General features: G+C 44.5%; 9 protein-coding genes. 4 read left to right on the top strand and 5 right to left on the bottom strand.

Annotated elements, in window-relative coordinates:
* The first annotated feature begins 23 nt into the window (after positions 1-23).
* Genes CH367_RS00530 through CH367_RS00520 form a run of 3 tightly spaced genes read left to right on the top strand, consistent with a single transcriptional unit; the run spans position 24 to position 5,780 of the window.
* Positions 24-3,437 carry an alpha/beta fold hydrolase gene (locus CH367_RS00530; protein ID WP_100760573.1) on the top strand — a complete coding sequence of 1,138 codons (3,414 nt, stop codon included), beginning with the start codon at positions 24-26 and terminating at the stop codon, positions 3,435-3,437.
* A gap of 48 nt (positions 3,438-3,485) precedes the next feature.
* Positions 3,486-5,054, top strand: a complete 1,569-nt coding sequence (locus tag CH367_RS00525; RefSeq protein WP_100760572.1) for an FAD-dependent oxidoreductase — start codon at positions 3,486-3,488, stop codon at positions 5,052-5,054.
* Between the two features lie 15 nt (positions 5,055-5,069).
* Entirely contained in the window at positions 5,070-5,780 is a 711-nt protein-coding gene (locus tag CH367_RS00520) for a class I SAM-dependent methyltransferase (RefSeq protein ID WP_100760571.1), read from the top strand.
* A gap of 99 nt (positions 5,781-5,879) precedes the next feature.
* On the opposite strand, the gene CH367_RS00515 is transcribed toward CH367_RS00520, so the two are convergent.
* The 5 genes from CH367_RS00515 to CH367_RS00495 form a co-directional block, all read right to left on the bottom strand.
* Positions 5,880-6,272: a hypothetical protein gene (locus CH367_RS00515; RefSeq protein ID WP_100760570.1), complete on the bottom strand. Its 393-nt coding sequence runs from the start codon at positions 6,270-6,272 to the stop codon at positions 5,880-5,882.
* A 112-nt stretch (positions 6,273-6,384) separates the two neighbouring features.
* Positions 6,385-10,584 (bottom strand): adenylate/guanylate cyclase domain-containing protein, encoded by a 4,200-nt coding sequence (locus CH367_RS00510; protein WP_100760569.1) that lies wholly within the window; start codon positions 10,582-10,584, stop codon positions 6,385-6,387.
* Positions 10,585-10,703: 119 nt separating this feature from the next.
* Entirely contained in the window at positions 10,704-12,428 is a 1,725-nt protein-coding gene (locus CH367_RS00505; RefSeq protein ID WP_100760568.1) for a GMC oxidoreductase, read from the bottom strand.
* Between the two features lie 27 nt (positions 12,429-12,455).
* Positions 12,456-12,890: a hypothetical protein gene (locus CH367_RS00500; protein WP_100760567.1), complete on the bottom strand. Its 435-nt coding sequence runs from the start codon at positions 12,888-12,890 to the stop codon at positions 12,456-12,458.
* Complete coding sequence (locus tag CH367_RS00495; protein ID WP_100760566.1) at positions 12,875-13,885, bottom strand: hypothetical protein; 1,011 nt, start codon at positions 13,883-13,885, stop codon at positions 12,875-12,877. The genes CH367_RS00500 and CH367_RS00495 overlap by 16 nt, the downstream gene beginning before the upstream one ends.
* A 302-nt stretch (positions 13,886-14,187) precedes the next feature.
* On the opposite strand from CH367_RS00495, the gene CH367_RS00485 reads away from it, so the two are divergent.
* Positions 14,188-16,707: a SpoIIE family protein phosphatase gene (locus CH367_RS00485; protein ID WP_100760564.1), complete on the top strand. Its 2,520-nt coding sequence runs from the start codon at positions 14,188-14,190 to the stop codon at positions 16,705-16,707.
* Positions 16,708-16,741 lie beyond the last annotated feature (34 nt).

Genomic DNA, 16,741 nt, shown 5'->3' with positions numbered 1-16,741 from the left:
CCAATTTAACCCAGGCAAAAACATTGATTAAAAAAATTTCTCAACCTATCGAAAAAATTAAAAGCCAATACGATGCGGTCGTAATCGGTTCCGGTTACGGCGGGGGAATCGCCGCGTCGAGACTTTCCAGAGCGGGAATCGAAGTCTGTCTTTTGGAAAGAGGGAAAGAAATCAGACCTGGAGAATTTCCGAACAAAGAAATTCCAGCTTTTGAAGAAGTTCAAGTAAACTACGAAGACAAACACATAGGTTCCAAGAGCGGTTTATACGATTTTCACGTGAACAAAGACATCAACGTTTTGGTGGGATGCGGCTTGGGAGGAACTTCGCTTATCAATGCAAACGTAAGTTTGAGAGCGGTTCCCGAAGTGTTTCAAGATTCCGCGTGGCCGAAAATCATACGCGAAGAAGCCGCACGTCACGGAATGGATCCGTATTATTCCAAAGCGGAAGAGATGCTCAGACCGAACGTTCTTCCGAGTCAATACCGCGATCTCGCGAAATTTAAGGCTCTCAAAACATCGGCTTCCTTTTTAAAGAAGAATTTTTATCCCACTCCGATCAACGTTACGTTCGAATCGAAGTTGAATCACGTAGGAGTTCAACAGGACGCTTGTACGAACTGCGGCGATTGTGTTACCGGTTGTAACGTTTCTTCCAAGAACACGACTTTGATGAATTATCTTCCCGACGCGGCGAACTTCGGAACGCAAATCTTCACCGAAGTAAAAGTAAATTATATCGAAAAGAAATCGGATCATTGGCTCATTCACTTTACTCCGCTTGGAGTAGATCGTGAAAAATTCAGCAAGGACGAACTATTCATCCGTGCAAACACGGTGATTCTCGCCGCGGGCGCTTTGGGTTCCACGGAAATTCTTCTGAGATCCAAGGAGAAAGGTTTAAGCGTTTCCGACGCGGTCGGAGTTCGGTTTAGCGGAAACGGCGATATGTTAGGTTTTTCTTATAATGGAAACGCCAGAATCAACGGAATCGGCTTCGGAAGCAAGAATACGAACGGAAACGCAAACGTGGGCCCTTGTATCACGGGAGTGATCGATACCCGTATCAATTCTCCTTTGAACGAAGGAATGATCATCGAAGAAGGTTCGATTCCGGGTGCGATCCGAGGACAACTTCCCGCGATCTTCGCACTCGGTTCGAAATTCACCGGAGTCAAAACCAAGAAAGGATTCTTTCAATGGATAGTTGAGAAATTTAGAATATTCTTAAGTTTCATTTTGGGTCCGTATCGCGGGGCAGTTCGGAACACGCAGACCTATCTCGTAATGGCACACGACGGAAACGACGGAAAGATGTTTCTTCAAAACGATCGTTTGAGAATTTCCTGGCCGAACGTGGGTAAAAAACCGATCTTCGAAAAGATCAGCACCATTCTCAAAGAATCCACGATTCCTCTCAAAGGAACCTATATTAAGAATCCTGTATGGAATAAACTGACCGATCAGGATCTGATTTCGGTTCATCCTCTCGGCGGTTGTCCGATGGGAGAAGACGCGAGTTCATCGGTCGTCAACGAGAACTGTCAGGTTTATTCAGGCAAAAGCGGATCGGCGATTCACGAAGGTTTGTATGTGATGGACGGTTCCGTGATTCCAAGATCACTGGGAGTCAATCCTTTGTTGACGATCTGCGCGATTTCGGAAAGGGCCTGCGAAAAACTCACGAGTCAAAAAGGACTCAAGATCAATTATCATCTTCCTTCTTATCCGAAGAATACGGACGTTCCCGACGAAACGACCTTGGGAATCGAATTCACGGAATGTATGAAAGGATTCTTTTCCACACAATCCAAAGAAGATACGGAAAGAGGTTATCAAATCGGAAAAGACGAAGGTTCCTCGATAGAATTCCTTCTTACGATTCGAAGCGAAAATCTCGAAGAGATGATCGACAACCCGGATCATAAAGCTACGTTATTCGGCACCGTAAAAGCTCCATTCATATCCAAAGACATCATCTCCGTAACCGGTGGAGAATTCTTACTTTTTATTTCCAGAGAGGATCGAATCGAAACCAGAAATATGGTCTATCGTATGATTCTCAACACGGAAGAAGGTAAGAAATATCTTTTCGTAGGCGCGAAATGGATTCAGAACGACGGACTTACCAACATCTGGAGAGATACGAGCACTCTGTATACGACGATCTACGACGGCGAAACCGAAAATTCTCCCGTATATGGTAAAGGAATTCTGCATATTCTTCCCGAAGACTTCGCGAAGCAGATGACCACGATGAAGGTTATTAATTCGAAGTCGATCCTCGACGACGTGAAAGGAATGGCGAAGTTCGGTTCCTTCTTTGCGGGCGCGTTATACGACGTTTACGGCGGAGTCGCAAGTTCCATCGTTCCTTGGGACAAGGACGCAAGACCGAGAACCAAAAGACCACTTCGAGTTTCTCCGCCCGAGGTTCATTTTTTCAAAGCGGAAGACGGAGCGGACTTAAGACTTTTACGATATAAAGGCGGAAGCAAAGGACCGGTCTTTTTATCTCCGGGTTTGGGAGTTTCCAGTTTGATCTTCAGCATCGATACGATCGATACGAATCTTTTGGAATATCTGTACGCAAATCAATTCGACGTTTGGCTTTTCGATTATAGAACTTCGATCGCACTTCCATCCGCGCCTCTTCCGAACACGGGAGACGCGATCGCCACGAAAGATTACCCGGCCGCGGTTAAGAAGGTTCGAGAATTGACGAAGGTCGATAAGATTCAAGTGGTCGCTCATTGTTTCGGCGCGACCACCTTTACGATGGCATTGCTCGCAGGTTTGGAAGGAGTTCGTTCCGTAGTTCTTTCCCAGATTTCGGCGGATGTAGAAGTTCCGACCTCGATGGACATCAAAGTCGGACTTCATACGGCGGAAATTCTCGATGCGCTCGGAGTGGAAGACATGACCGCTTACACGAGCGACAAAGACGGATGGCTTGATAAATTCTTCAATAGTGTTTTGGCTTTGCAACCTCAATCCTTATTCGCACACGACGTGAATCCGGTCAGCAGAAGAATCACCTTCCTCTACGGAAGTCTTTATAGATTAGAAAACTTGAATGAAGAAACCTATAGATACGGTTTGGGAGAAATGTTCGGAGTTTCGAACATCAAAGCTTTCGAACATTTGTCTAAGATGATTCGGGCTCACAAGGTCGTAAGCGCTCAAGGTGAAGACGTTTACGTTCCTCACTTGGACCGTCTCAACCTTCCTATCACGTTCATTCACGGGGCGGAAAATCAGTGTTATCTTCCGGAAAGCACCGAGAAGACTTATCAAACGCTGATCAATCGGTTCGATCCGAATCAGTATAGACGTCACGTGATTCCGGGTTACGGACATATCGACTGTATGTTCGGTAAGAACGCGCACAAAGACGTGTTTCCTCTGATTCTTCAGTCTTTAAACAAATACTGAAGAATCGGATACTTTAAAATTTCATAATATTAGCGAACGGCAGGAAGAATGTTACAAGACAACGCATATTACGACGCAATCGTCATCGGCTCCGGATTCGGAGGCTCCATCAGCGCGCTCAGACTTTCCGAAAAAGGACAAAAGGTTCTCGTTTTGGAAAGGGGGAAAAAATATTCACCTGGACAATTCCCGAGAGACGTAACCCAAGTGAACAATCTCCTCTGGCGTTATCCCAAAAAAAGAAAATCACTCGGTCTTTACGAACTGAACTTTTTCAGCGGCCTGGGAACCGTCACCGCTTCCGGTTTGGGCGGAGGTTCTTTAATTTACGCGAACATTCATATCCGACCCGATCAAAAAGTTTTTGACGATCCTCGTTGGCCCGCGCCGTTTAACAGAAGTTTTTTAGATCCTTACTACGATAAGGTCGCTTCCAAATTGGACGTAAAACCGGTTCCTCCCGAATGGGACCTTCCGAAACGAAATAAATTTCGCGCCGCCGCGGAACTCAATCAACATACGTATTTCGATCCGGACGAGGCCGCGAGTTGGTTGAATCCCGCAAGACCCGGGCAATCCACCTGCGTTCGATGCGCCGAATGTGAATTCGGTTGCAACCACGGAGCGAAGAATACATTAGATTTTAATTATATTGCCGACGCGCAAAAAAACGGAGCCGTCTTTCAAACCGATTCTTTGGTTTCTCATATCGCTCCCGACCCAAAAAACGGCTACGTAGTCCATTATGAGAACACCGAAACCGGACAAAAACATTCCGTGTACGCGAAACGAGTCGTTCTTTCCGCGGGGACCTTGGGAACCAACCGAATTCTTTTCAACAGCAGGGACAAATACAAAACACTTCCGAACCTGAGCAAACATCTCGGCAAAGGATATTCCGGCAACGGGGACTTTCTCGGCGGAATCGAATCCAGCAAAACCGATCTCAAACCTTGGGACGGTCCGGACGTGACCACGGTAATCAATTATTTTCCGAAAGGTTTTCAATTCACGATGGCCGCGCCTACGTTCAATCAGCCTGTGATGACCGTACTTGCTTCATTAGGAATCGCTAAACCGAATTGGTTCTTGAGATTGATCGGTCCTCTTTTTTGGAAAAGTCTGAAATGGGTTCTTCCATTTATCTTTAAAAAAGGATTACTGTCCAAACCCCTTCCGCCGGGCGCACCCGGTGCGGGAAATCCGACTTATATGACGAACCTGTTCGCGATCGGAAGAGACAACGCAAACGGAAGAATCGTTCGATGCGGAAAGAACATCGACGTTAAGTGGAATTACTCCAAAGAGAATCAAACTCTCATCAAGGATATGACCGCCTCGATGCAACAGGTTGGAGACGCATACGGCGGACAATTCGGACCACTTGCAACTTTTCTAATATTCAATCGAATCATATCTGTTCACTCGTTGGGCGGTTGTATTCTTGCGGCCAACCCGGACAAAGGAGTTGTTGCGGAAACCGGAGAAGTTTTCGGTTATAAAAATCTATTCATCGCGGACGGATCGGTGATTCCTTCTTCGATCGGATTTCATCCCGTAATGACGATCTCGGCGGTCGCGGAACATACCGCGGCTTCGATTTGTGCCGGCCTATAATTTAAGGAATAAAAAATGCAACAGGACCAACTTTATATCGATCTTGGCATGTCCGAGAATCAATACAGCCCGGAAGTGATCGCCGGACAACAAGTCTATACGACCAGCTTTTTAAGAATTTACGACCTCGTGGTTTTACATATTATCAGTCGATGGTTTTGGCGTTGTGATCCGCAAAACATGGTCGATTTATACACGAAAAATTTAACCGGAAATCATTTGGATATCGGAGTGGGAACGGGTTATCTTTTACAGAAGGCGAAATTCCCCGTTGCAAAACCGACGATCTCGGTTATGGATCTCAACGCAAACAGTTTGATCGAAGCAAGAAGAAGACTTTCTCATCTCTCAGGAAAATTCAACGCGTATAGAGCCAATATTCTCGAGCCGATCAACACGAAGGAAAAATTCGATTCGATCGGAATGAGTTTTTTATTTCACTGCGTTCCGGGTCCGATCCGCACAAAAGCATCCACCGCGTTTAAGAATCTTTTGAAAATCCGCACGCCCGACGGCGTGATCTTCGGTTCCACGGGTTTACACGATCTCGGTCAAACTCATTTGTTATCCAGAAGAGGAATGAAGAATTTAAACAAAAAAGGCGTGTTTCACAATACTCAGGACACTCTTCCCGATCTCGAAGCGGCGTTGAAAGAAAACTTCAAAGAATACGAATTGTATGTGATCGGTGCGATCGCGTTCTTCGTTGGAAAAAAAGCGAAGTAATAGATAAGATCGCGAAACTTTCACGTTCTCGCGATCTTATCTAAGAGTTACAGTTCCCGAATTCGTTTCGCAAAAATGAACCGGGAATTCCAACGTGAATTACGATTCCCACTTTTTTAAATCGGCGATTATATTTTCACGACTTTTCCAAGTCGTTCTGGAAATTTTCCAGTTTAAATAGATTTCGTTCGTTTGTCCCGAGGATCTTTGAACATCGATAAGCATTTCAATCTCTTCGATTTTTCTCTGATAAAAAGGAATTCCTTCTTCGTTATAGCGCCCGTCTTTCATGTGTTGAGGATGTTCTTTAATATCCGATATGATCGCGTCGATCGAACATCTCATCGCTTGTAACATAGCCAATTTAAAGGGAGAATTTGGAAAAAATTCTTCCCCAAATTTCAACGCAAGAACCGGCTCCCAAGGAAGTTGTTTGTAAACAATTTTGAGATTCGCATCCGTAATGTGTTCTAACGCAGGATCATTCATCATTCAATAATCTTTCTTTGATACGTGTGTTTCGACGATTATTAAACGCGCGTCTCGAATCGTTCACTACTCAAGCACGCATTCTCCATTCTTAACTTTGCAGAATACGATCTAATCAAACCGGAATCGAAATACTTTCTTCCAAATGTTTAAGATCGGCCTTGGCTCCGAGCTTCTGAAGAATTCCTTTCGCAGTTGAAATCCGATCGTTATCCTCGAGTAAAAGACCGGCTTCATACAACGCGGTCGCGTATTCCCATTGATTCGGCGTGTTGGACAAAAAGGATTCAGCTTCCTTAAAGATGACTTCGGCTTTCTTTCGATCGCCCGCATAAAACTTCAACTTTCCTTTGAGCATCAGAGCCGGTCCGTAAAGATAAGGAAGGGACTTCCCGAGTTTTAAACCGTTCTTCAAACCGTAGTTGATGATCTTATTCAAACTCTTATCGCCCAATTCATTCTTTGCATATAGAGCCGCTTCTGCAAGATATACGTTTCCGATTTGAAGTTGTGGAAACTTCACCTCGCATTTTAAAAATCCCGCATAACTTCTTTTGGACCAATGCGCCGCCTTTTCGGGCCAACCTTCCAGAATGGAGAGCTTCAGAAGTTTATTGATCGTGGAAAGTTCGTTCATTACGTCGTTTTCCAAAGCCGCTCTTTCGACTTCGATCATCAATCGTTTCTCCAATTCAAGCGGTTCCACTTCTCCGAGAACATAACCGAAATAAGGAGACCAAATCCGAGTCCATCGGAGCTGAAGTTGTGCGCCCAAGTCGCTCGCGATTTCTCCGATATCGTCAAAGTATTTTTTCGCGGTTCTAAAATCGGATTGAAAGTAGTAGAGAAACCCGCCCGAAGAAAGCGCGGATAACAAATCCCATTTTTCCCCGACTTGACGATAGATCGAAATCGAATCGTGGAGAAACGGAAGTCCGAGATCGGGACGGTTTAGCATCATGTAATATACGCCTTGCACCAAAAGACTGATCGCCTTTGCGTAAGGATCTCCGGTTTTTTCGGCGAGCTCGCGTCCCTTGATCAAGAAATGTTTCGAAGGTCCGAAAAGATTCATTCCCACAAAAACCTGACCGAGCGCACATTCCGCGAGCGATTGACGAACCGGATCGTTAAACCGTTGTGTCGCATTGTATTGAGTGAATACGGACCAGCCGAACTTCTTGATGTCCTTCATGATGTATAACTTCGCGAGAGTCACGAGAATCATACATCTGAGCTTCAGACGTTCCGCCTTGCTCGCCGACGTATAAGAAGAACCGAATAAGGAGAATCTAAGAACAAAAGGAAGTTGTAATACGATTTTGAAAATCGTATCGGGTCTGCTTCCGGGAGGACGAACTCCCGTAATCCGAAGCGCCTTTTCCAAGGTTTCCATCGCTTTGGAAATATCGTCCTGTTCCTGATACACCTGACCGAGCCCGGTATAGGAACGAATCAGATTGAGATTGGATTTGTTTTCGAGACATTCTTTGAAAAGAACTTCTGCGACGGAATACTCTCCGAGCTGGCGATGAACGTGCGCCAACTCCTGTGTAATTTCATAATACGTATCGCTTTTCGATTTTTCGAACTGAGCCATAAACTCGAGAGTTTTACCGTAGTGATAGATCGCGTCGCGGTTCGCATATCTGCTTCTCGCTTTGCGCGCGGCCATCAAAGAATACTTAGACGCCTTTTCGAAATCGGAACATTGTTGATAATGGAACGCGAGAATGTCCGCCATCTCCATGACGTTGTCCTCGTTTTCTTGTTCGATAAACGACGCGATTCTTTTGTGAAGATCCTCTCTTGTGGAATGCAGAAGAGTGTTATAAACGATGTCTCGAATCACGATATGTTTGAAGATATACGTAAGCGGATCCGTGATTTCCAAAGGAGTCAGATCCAAACCTTCCAAACTCTGAAGGATATTCTGAATTTCGGAACGGAACTCGACGGGCAACAAATGATTCAAAGTTTCGACGTTGATCAAACGTCCGATCACGGAAGCCGTTTTGATTACGATCTTCTCTCTTTCTTGAAGACGGTCCACACGCGCGAGAAGAACGTCGTTTAACGTATTCGGAATCTGAATGTCTCTGGTTTTATCCGAAGGAGAAAGGGTTCCATTCTCCAGTTTTTTCAAAGTCCCTTCTTCGATCAGGTTGTGAACGATGGATTCAAGGAAGAACGGATTGCCGCTGGATCGGTTGAGAATCTGATCCAAAAATTCCTCTTGGCTTGTGTCCATGTGAAACTTATGAATGAGAAAATCCTTCGCTTCTTCCGGTTTGAATTCCTTCAGACGGATCAATTCCTCGTTAGGCGAAACCGCTTCTTCCGCGAACTGACCTTCCGGTCTGGAAACGAGAATCAACATAGACTTCATGGAAGAAAGACTGGCCGCGAGTTTTTCCAAAAGACGACTGGAAAGTTCGTCGATCCAGTGAACGTCTTCAAAGATCAGCATCAAAGGTTTTTGTTCCGCTTTTTTTCTTAATAAAGAGATGATGATCTCGAACAATCTTTCGTTCTTTTGTTTACGATCGAGTTCTTTCGTAAGAGGATCTTCTTCGACCGGAACGCCCATAAGAGCGACCAGAGCTTTGGCCCATGCGAGGTCGAACGAATTCAAAGTTTCTAATGCTTTTTCCGCCTTGGACACTCTCGTTTCCACGGAATCGTCTTCGAAAATTCCGAGAAAGAGACTCAACAATTCTTTCCAAGGATAGAATGGAGTGAATTTTTCGTAAGGATAACAATAACCGATGAGAATCTCCACGTTCCGATCGTAAGCCTGATCGATAAACGTGTTCGTCAATCTCGACTTGCCGAGTCCGGCATCCGCGATGATTCGACAAACGACGCCGTTTTTTTCGATGGCGGTATCCAACATCTTATGAAGACGATCGATTTCTTCCTTTCTTCCGATCATGGTATCTCTGTACTGAATCAGAAGTCCTGGAATATTCTTTTGTTCGGAAGTGAGTTGGAAAACCTTCTTCGCGCCGGAAACCCCTTTGAGTTCCACGTCTCCGATTTCGTGAAAGGAAAAATTCTTACCCAATTTGCTTTTGGTTTGAGAATCGATGAGAATTCCGTCATGACCACCGAGCGTTGCAAGCCGCGCGGCGATGTTCATCATCTCGCCGATCGCCGTGAAGTCCTTTCGAAACGGCGCGCCCAAATCTCCGCAATACGCCATTCCGGTCGAGATTCCGATTTGAATATTCTTAGCCGCCGGATAATTTACGGCGCCTTCCATCAATCGAATCGAAAATCTTGCGGCCAACGCTTCCTTGTTTTCCAAAGCCGCGGGCGCTCCGAAAAGAATGCTGAACACGCCGCCCTTATCGGATAAGTCCGTAACCACGAACGTTCCCGAACAAGCCGCGGCTACACTTTGAACGTGCGTAAAAAAATCGTTGAAGTTTCTGGAATCCGTACTCGATTCCAAGGGAGAATCGATCCGCACGAAAACCGAAGCGACTTCCCGATAATCTCCCGAAAACGCCTTATGAACGCTCGTCGCTCTTTGATACAATTCCGGAACGATAAAACGTTTGCATCGTTTAAAGAATCGTTCGTCCGAAATCCGATCCTCCGCTTTCGAACGCGAAGGAGGTTCGACGATGTTCTCGCACTTTTCGCAATCGATCAAACGGTAGAAGTTCGGATTCACAGCGTCCCCCGATTTGGAAGCGGGAAGGAGGTTCCAAAGATCCGCGCTGAGAATGATCTCACCGCCTAACGCGTGTTTTTCGGCAGAGATGGATTGATCCACAGGAGTTCCGGCGATCACCGCTCTTAAGAATCGATCCTGTTCTCCTAAAATAAATTCCTGATATTCTCCGTAAGCAAGTCCCACACGCGCGGGAAGATTTACGGTTTCCCCCAAAAGTTCGTTGGAGCTGTATTCCGAAATCGAATTAAAAATTCCTAATGCACAGGTTGCGACTCGATGTGCCGCTTCCGCGTCCGATTCTTCTTCCTTTTTTTCAAAACTTACAAGAACGGAGTCGCCTGCAAATTGATAAACGGCTCCTCCCCATTCGTTGAGATGTTTTAACAAAGCGGTGTAGTAATTGGAAAGAACGGTTTGTAACGCGTCTATACCTCGGGTTCCTTTTGCGGCTAACGCGAGTGTGGTGGGAGTGAATCCGACAACGTCGAAGAATAAAACCGCGCCGTGAAACGATTGGGATCGTTGCAGTTTCGATTCGTTGGAATCCGCCAACCTCCGAACGATCGCGGAGGGGAGATAAGGTCTGATCAGTTCCAGTGTGTCTTTGGTGGATTCCGTTGCGCTATTCATATTAATCCTAAAAACGAATGTTATTTTTGTGTATTTAATTCTGCAAGCCTGTTAGACGAATATTTTTGGCTAAAAATTCTCCACATTGTTTCAGCGCCTGCAGAATTATGATTTTTTTATTAAAGTTTCGCTGTCGGCTTAATTCCCGTAATCCCCTCCGCAACTCTTTCGGAAAGAGCGGCGATTGTCATCGAAGGATTGGCGCCAATCGCGGTCGGAGATAAACTTCCGTCCGCAACATACAATCCTTGATACGAAAAAACCTGACCGAATGTCTTGGAATCCGCAGAAGTTACCGCGTTTACTTTTGAATTACCGAGTATACAACCGCCTAACGGGTGTACGGAGACGTTGTTTCGAATCGGCCAAGCCCAAGTGGGAAGAGGAAAGTAAGAATCCGCTTTGATAAACGAAGCGAAGTCCTTCATCACTCCGAGAATCGCCTGATAAAGCGACATACTGTTCTTTTGCGGCCATTGAACTTGAAATCCTCTTTTTCGATCCCATACCATTCTTCCGTCTGCGCGATCGATTCCCATACAAAGCAAAACCGCAGATGTATAGGACAAATCTCCCTTCATCAGTTCGCTCAATAGATAACCCACTTTCCCGAAAATTTTTCCGCTCAAAAATCGTTTGAACAGCTCTCCGATCATGTGAAAGAAAAATCCGATTCTTAAAAACCAAGGAATCGCGGCTTCCGCAAAGTAAGAAGCGAAAACCGGATAACTCGCATCCTGAAGTACGAACGCTTTTTTAGGATCGTAACTCTTGAATAAATTATAATCCGTGTATTGAGTGATAACAGGACCATAGTTCGGATTCGCAGGTTCTTTTCCTTTCACCGCAAAGGATAAGAAGTCACCGTTACCCGAGAATTGAAGTCCGAGATGATCGGAAATATCCGGAAGTGTTTTAAATTCTTCCTTACATCTCAAAAGAAGTTCGGTACTTCCTAACGTGCCCGCGGAGACCACAACTCGTTTTGTAACGACCGAAGTGAGTTCCCTTGTCTTTCCTCCGAAGTCTCTGTAATAAACCCTGTATCCGTTTTCTCCGTGTGCGGAAGGATTGTCGTTTCCGTCCGGTCCGAGTGGCACGATCTTATGAACGAGGTGTTCGGTTCGAACGTCGGCTTTGTATTTATTCTCCGCAACGAATAGATAATTCAGATCCAACGTGTTTTTGGAATGTGTGTTACATCCTATATCACATTCCGCGCAATAAACGCAGGATGTTTGAACCGCGCCGTAACGATTTTTTTCCTGAAGTCCGATCTCTGTCGGTTTTTTAAAATCGTTTCCGAAGAATACGTTGATGTCGGCGAGTTTGGATTCTCTTCCCGCGGACTTCGCGAACTTTTGATAGAGTTCGGTGCGTACGATTTTTCTACGCGGATCGTCGTTGATCGGAATCGGTCTGGAACCCAAAACCTCTTTTACGATTTTGTAATACGATGTAAGGCTTTTCTTTTTTACGTTCGCGGGCCAACGTTCGTCGAAGATATGATCGGGCGGTTCAAGAAATACGTTCGCGTAAATCAAGGATCCCCCGCCTAAACCCGCGGAGATCACAACGTCCATGTGTTTGTAGTTTCGAATGTCGAATAACCCGGTTTGATTCAACCTGGACAACTTTTTAGGACGAACCCTGGAGCTGTTTTCTTCGGGAACATTCCAAAAGTTTTTGGACATATCGTGCGGAGAACGCGGGAAAGAACCCTTTGGATAACGTTTTCCCCGTTCCAGAATCAAAACCTGTCCCGGCCACTTTTTACTTAATCTACAACCGTTTACGGCTCCGCCGAAACCGGTACCAATCACAACCGCTTCATATTTTTTCATTACAACCCCAAAGACTATATATGTATATCAGAATAAACTAAACTCGAAATGATTCAAAAGATAAATCCCGATGATCAACGCGCCCAAAAACGAAACCGCGGAAAAAATAAAATGGAACTTATCCCAGTTCTCTAAGGACTTAAATCCCTTATAAATTCGTTTCGAAGACCACTTCGGCAGTTCCTCGATTTCGTCTCCGAGTTGATGAAGATCGAAAAAACTGAATAAGATCAGGAAAAAGGTCAAGATAAGAAGAAGAGGATTGATCCCGCCCGAGATCGTACAGAACACTTCTCCCGTAAAACTTAAGTTGCCCCAGCATACAAAGGTGCGGGCCACGATCCAACCGATCAGAATCGGAAGACCTGCGAATACGATCAGAACTTCTCCCCAGATCGCCTTGTTCTTTACTTTCTTTTTTCTTTTTTTACGCGGGTTCTCTTCGCTTAACGATTCTGCCATAGGTCGTCTCCCTCATAGAGTTGGATTTGTTTGCGGGACTTCTCGTCGTCGAAATAACCGAGCCGTTTCCAAACATCCAAAGAAACTTGTTTATAAATTTTCCAAGAACCTCCGCAATCGGGAGTGAAAGGAATATCTTTTTGTTCCACAACTCTTTGAACGTATTCCTGACAATTGTTTGCGGGATAACGTTCCTTTTGAATCGGATTGTATTTCGGATACGACTTGGATTCGGTCAAACGATTGAGAAGAATTTTCCTAAGTTTATCCTCGCACTTGGTTCCGAAAATACAATGCCAAGGATTGTTGGTGGTAAGTTCCTTTGCCTTCGGGAAGTCGTCATTGATCACGACCTCTTTTAAGTTTGAACGAAACAAACCGGGAATTCCCTTTGCGTAATTCTCCCAATCGGAAACACGTTCCATACTGTGAACCGGATGATCGGGCAAGGTCATATCGGAAGCGTGACCTCTTCCAGTGGGGTACATCTTTTTATCATTCCGCAGTTTACGATGTGCGAAAGAATCTCCCAAAAGATGAAATGCGAAACCCAACGCGCAAAGTTTTTCGGGAGGTTTTTCTTTTTTGGAGGTAAGATCGTTTCGAAGACGATCCAAGGTAACGAGCGCAACGTTTCTCAGATGTTCGCTGTCACCTCCGGTCAAACCGTGAAGCAACTGTTGCACTTCCGCCATTCTTCCCAGGGTCTTTGGCGAACCGTGATCGGTAAAAACCCAAAGTAGATAATCGAACGGATGTTTAAGTGCAAGTTTTTTATAAACGGTGATCGCGTCTAACTCGGGAACCTCGTCGGGAAGTTGAGTGCAAAAAGCTACGAGAGCGATTTCATCCTTTGTCAACGGAGAAGGAGTATGAAAATTATTTAAAACGGTTTGCACCGTGTAAAAATGTCCATCTTCTTGATACGCATTCAGGCTGTGACATAACAGCAAAAGAAGAATGAAAAAGAATTTAGTCAATTTCTTCCAAAACATAAATCGACAATAAATACTTTTTTTAACAACAATTGCAACAATAGTTTACTTCTGTGACAATTTTCCCGACATTTTTTAGGAAAAGCTTTGAGTTCGCAAAGAACAAACGGCTCCGTCTGGAATTCGAAAAATATGCTTGTAAAAGAGGCGTTCCGATTCATTCTCCCCTGGATCTTTTAAGATTTGAGAATCTTTTTTTAAATAAGATCTTTTTCGGCCCTTTCTCCATCCTTTAAGGAGTTTCGACCGAACGAAAGGATCGCGATTCCGGAACGGGAATTTTTCGTTTCAGAAAGAAACAAATGAGTTATCAGTTTAGAATTTTTGCATATACATTCCTCTTACTTTCGATCTTTTCGACTTCGCTTTCCGCACAAGACTCGATCGATCTTATAAAAACCTGCGATTCAAACGGAGAATGTAAGCCGAAGACCTGGCGTATTCTCGATCGATACGAGGACCGTTTTTTAAAAGAGGATTTCGTTCCCGATAAGGAATGGAAACGTGTCGAATCCTTTCCGATCTGGACGAATAAGTTTTATCCTCACAAATCCAAAGTTCATACGTTTTCGTTTTATACCGAATTCGATCTGCCTCGGGACTTTTTAAAAAGTTCTCTGGAACCCGGAATCCGTTTCGGAGAAATCGGAGAAGTTTTCGAAGTATACATCAACGGAAAACCGATCGCTAACGAGGGAGAAATTTCCGCTAACGGAGTTTCGTTTCACAGAACCGTTCGCGGTCAGGTTTACGAAATCGATCGTAAGATTCTAAAAACCGAAAACAACCGTCTTCTGATTAAAATTTCGGGAGATCCGAAATTCGATCATACGGGTTTTTATCTGACCTCGGGTTACGACGTAGGATATTATAAAGATCTTATATACAAAGAACAGGATAGAATTACCCTCATTCTGATCGGAATCTACATCACAACGGGGTTATATCATCTTTTTCTTTTTATCAAACGAAGAAAGGAACGATACAATCTTACGTTCGGTTTGTTCGCCCTTTTGATCGGACTTTATATCTACACAAGATCCTCTCCCGTTTTTGAAAATCCGATCGATTCCACGATCATCCAAAGGATCGAGCTGATCGGTTTGTATATCTGCATCTCCTGTTATTTTACGTTTATGAGTCAGTTGTTTAACGGAAGAACGAGCCGGCCGATTTTTTATTATTCGATCTTCAACGCCCTTTTAACGATTCCCACTTTTTTTGCTCCGATGTATATCTGCGAATATCTGTTGCGAGTTTGGCAGATCGGCGCGCTTTTCTTTGCGGTTCCGATGAACTTTTACGTTTTGATCCGCGGAATTCGCCATAAACTTCCCGCGGCAAGAAGATTGTTTCTGGGGACGGTCATCATCACCTTTACGGCGTTCTACGACGTATTGGATTCGATGTTTTTCAACACCGGTTTTGCGTTCAGCAAATACGGATTTTTTTTCTACGTAATGGGAATCGCCACAATTCTTGCGGAACGATTCAGCGAACTACACGCAAAAACGGAAGAACTCAACGCAAACCTCGAACAAAGGGTCGAGGAACGAACCAAGGAACTTTCGGAAACATTAGAAAATTTGAGTATTCTTAAGGATCAACAGGACGGGGATTATTTTCTTACTTCTCTTCTCATCAATCCTCTCGGTCAAAACAACGCGGAAAGCAAAAACGTTAGAATAGAATTTTTCATCAAACAGAAGAAACAATTTCATTTTAAAAACAGGGAAAACGAGATCGGGGGCGATCTTTGTAAAACCGAAAGTATCGTTTTGAAGGGAAAAAGGGTCACCGTTTTTTTCAACGCGGACGCGATGGGAAAATCCATGCAAGGTGCGGGCGGGGCTCTCGTTTTAGGAGCGGTTTTCAAATCCATCATCGAAAGAACAAGATTCAGCTCCTTTATGAAGGATCTTTATCCGGAAAGATGGCTCAAAAACGCATTCATAGAATTGCATAGAGTTTTCGAGAGTTTCGAAGGTTCCATGCTCGTATCGATCGTGTTAGGCGTGATTGAGGACGAGACTGGATTCGCGTATTACATGAATGCGGAACATCCGTATTCCATTCTTTACAGGGACGGAATCGCTTCCTTTCTTGGGGAGAATCATTTTTATAGAAAGTTAGGTTCTCAACTTGTGGAAGGCGCCTTGTCCGTTCAAACGTTTCAGTTTATGCCGGGGGACGTTTTGTTCAACGGCTCGGATGGAAGAGACGATATTCTTTTGGAAAACATAGACGGCAAAAAGAATATGAACTACGACGAAACGAGAATTCTCCGCATCGTGGAGGAATCGAACGGAAGTTTGGAAAAGATCAATTCTCAATTGAATCGGGAAGGAGTTCTTACAGACGATCTTTCCATTATGAAAATTGAATGGAACGGACAAGTCCCCAAAAGAGTGAGGATCAAACTCGCCAAAAAGGACAAGAAATCCTTGGACAAATTCTTTTCCGATATCCAGGAAGGAAAACAAACACATCCGGCGGCTTTGAAAGAGCTGAGTTTTTCTTATTTTCGTTTGAGAGAATATATTAAAGCGACATTCTGCGCTCAAGAATATCTTAGTGCCGTTCCTTCCGACGATATCATGCTCGGCTATACCTCGAGAATGCTCCGCAAAGCGGGTGATATGAATCAAGCCGTGGACGTGGGCGAAAGACTCAGAACCAGAGATCCGAAAAACGCGCGTAATCTTCGAAATCTCATTCGGGCTTACAAAGGTTTAAAGAACTCGGATCGTATTTCGAAACTTGAGGAGATTCTCCGTTCCTTAAACGGTAAAAAATCATTCGATCCGAACTCATCCAACTGACGGATTCTTCTTTAGAAAAGTCTAATAGAAAGCG

The sequence above is a fragment of the Leptospira barantonii genome, from assembly GCF_002811925.1.
Taxonomy (GTDB): Bacteria; Spirochaetota; Leptospiria; order Leptospirales; family Leptospiraceae; genus Leptospira; species Leptospira barantonii.
This window is presented reverse-complemented; position numbering and strand designations above follow the sequence as displayed.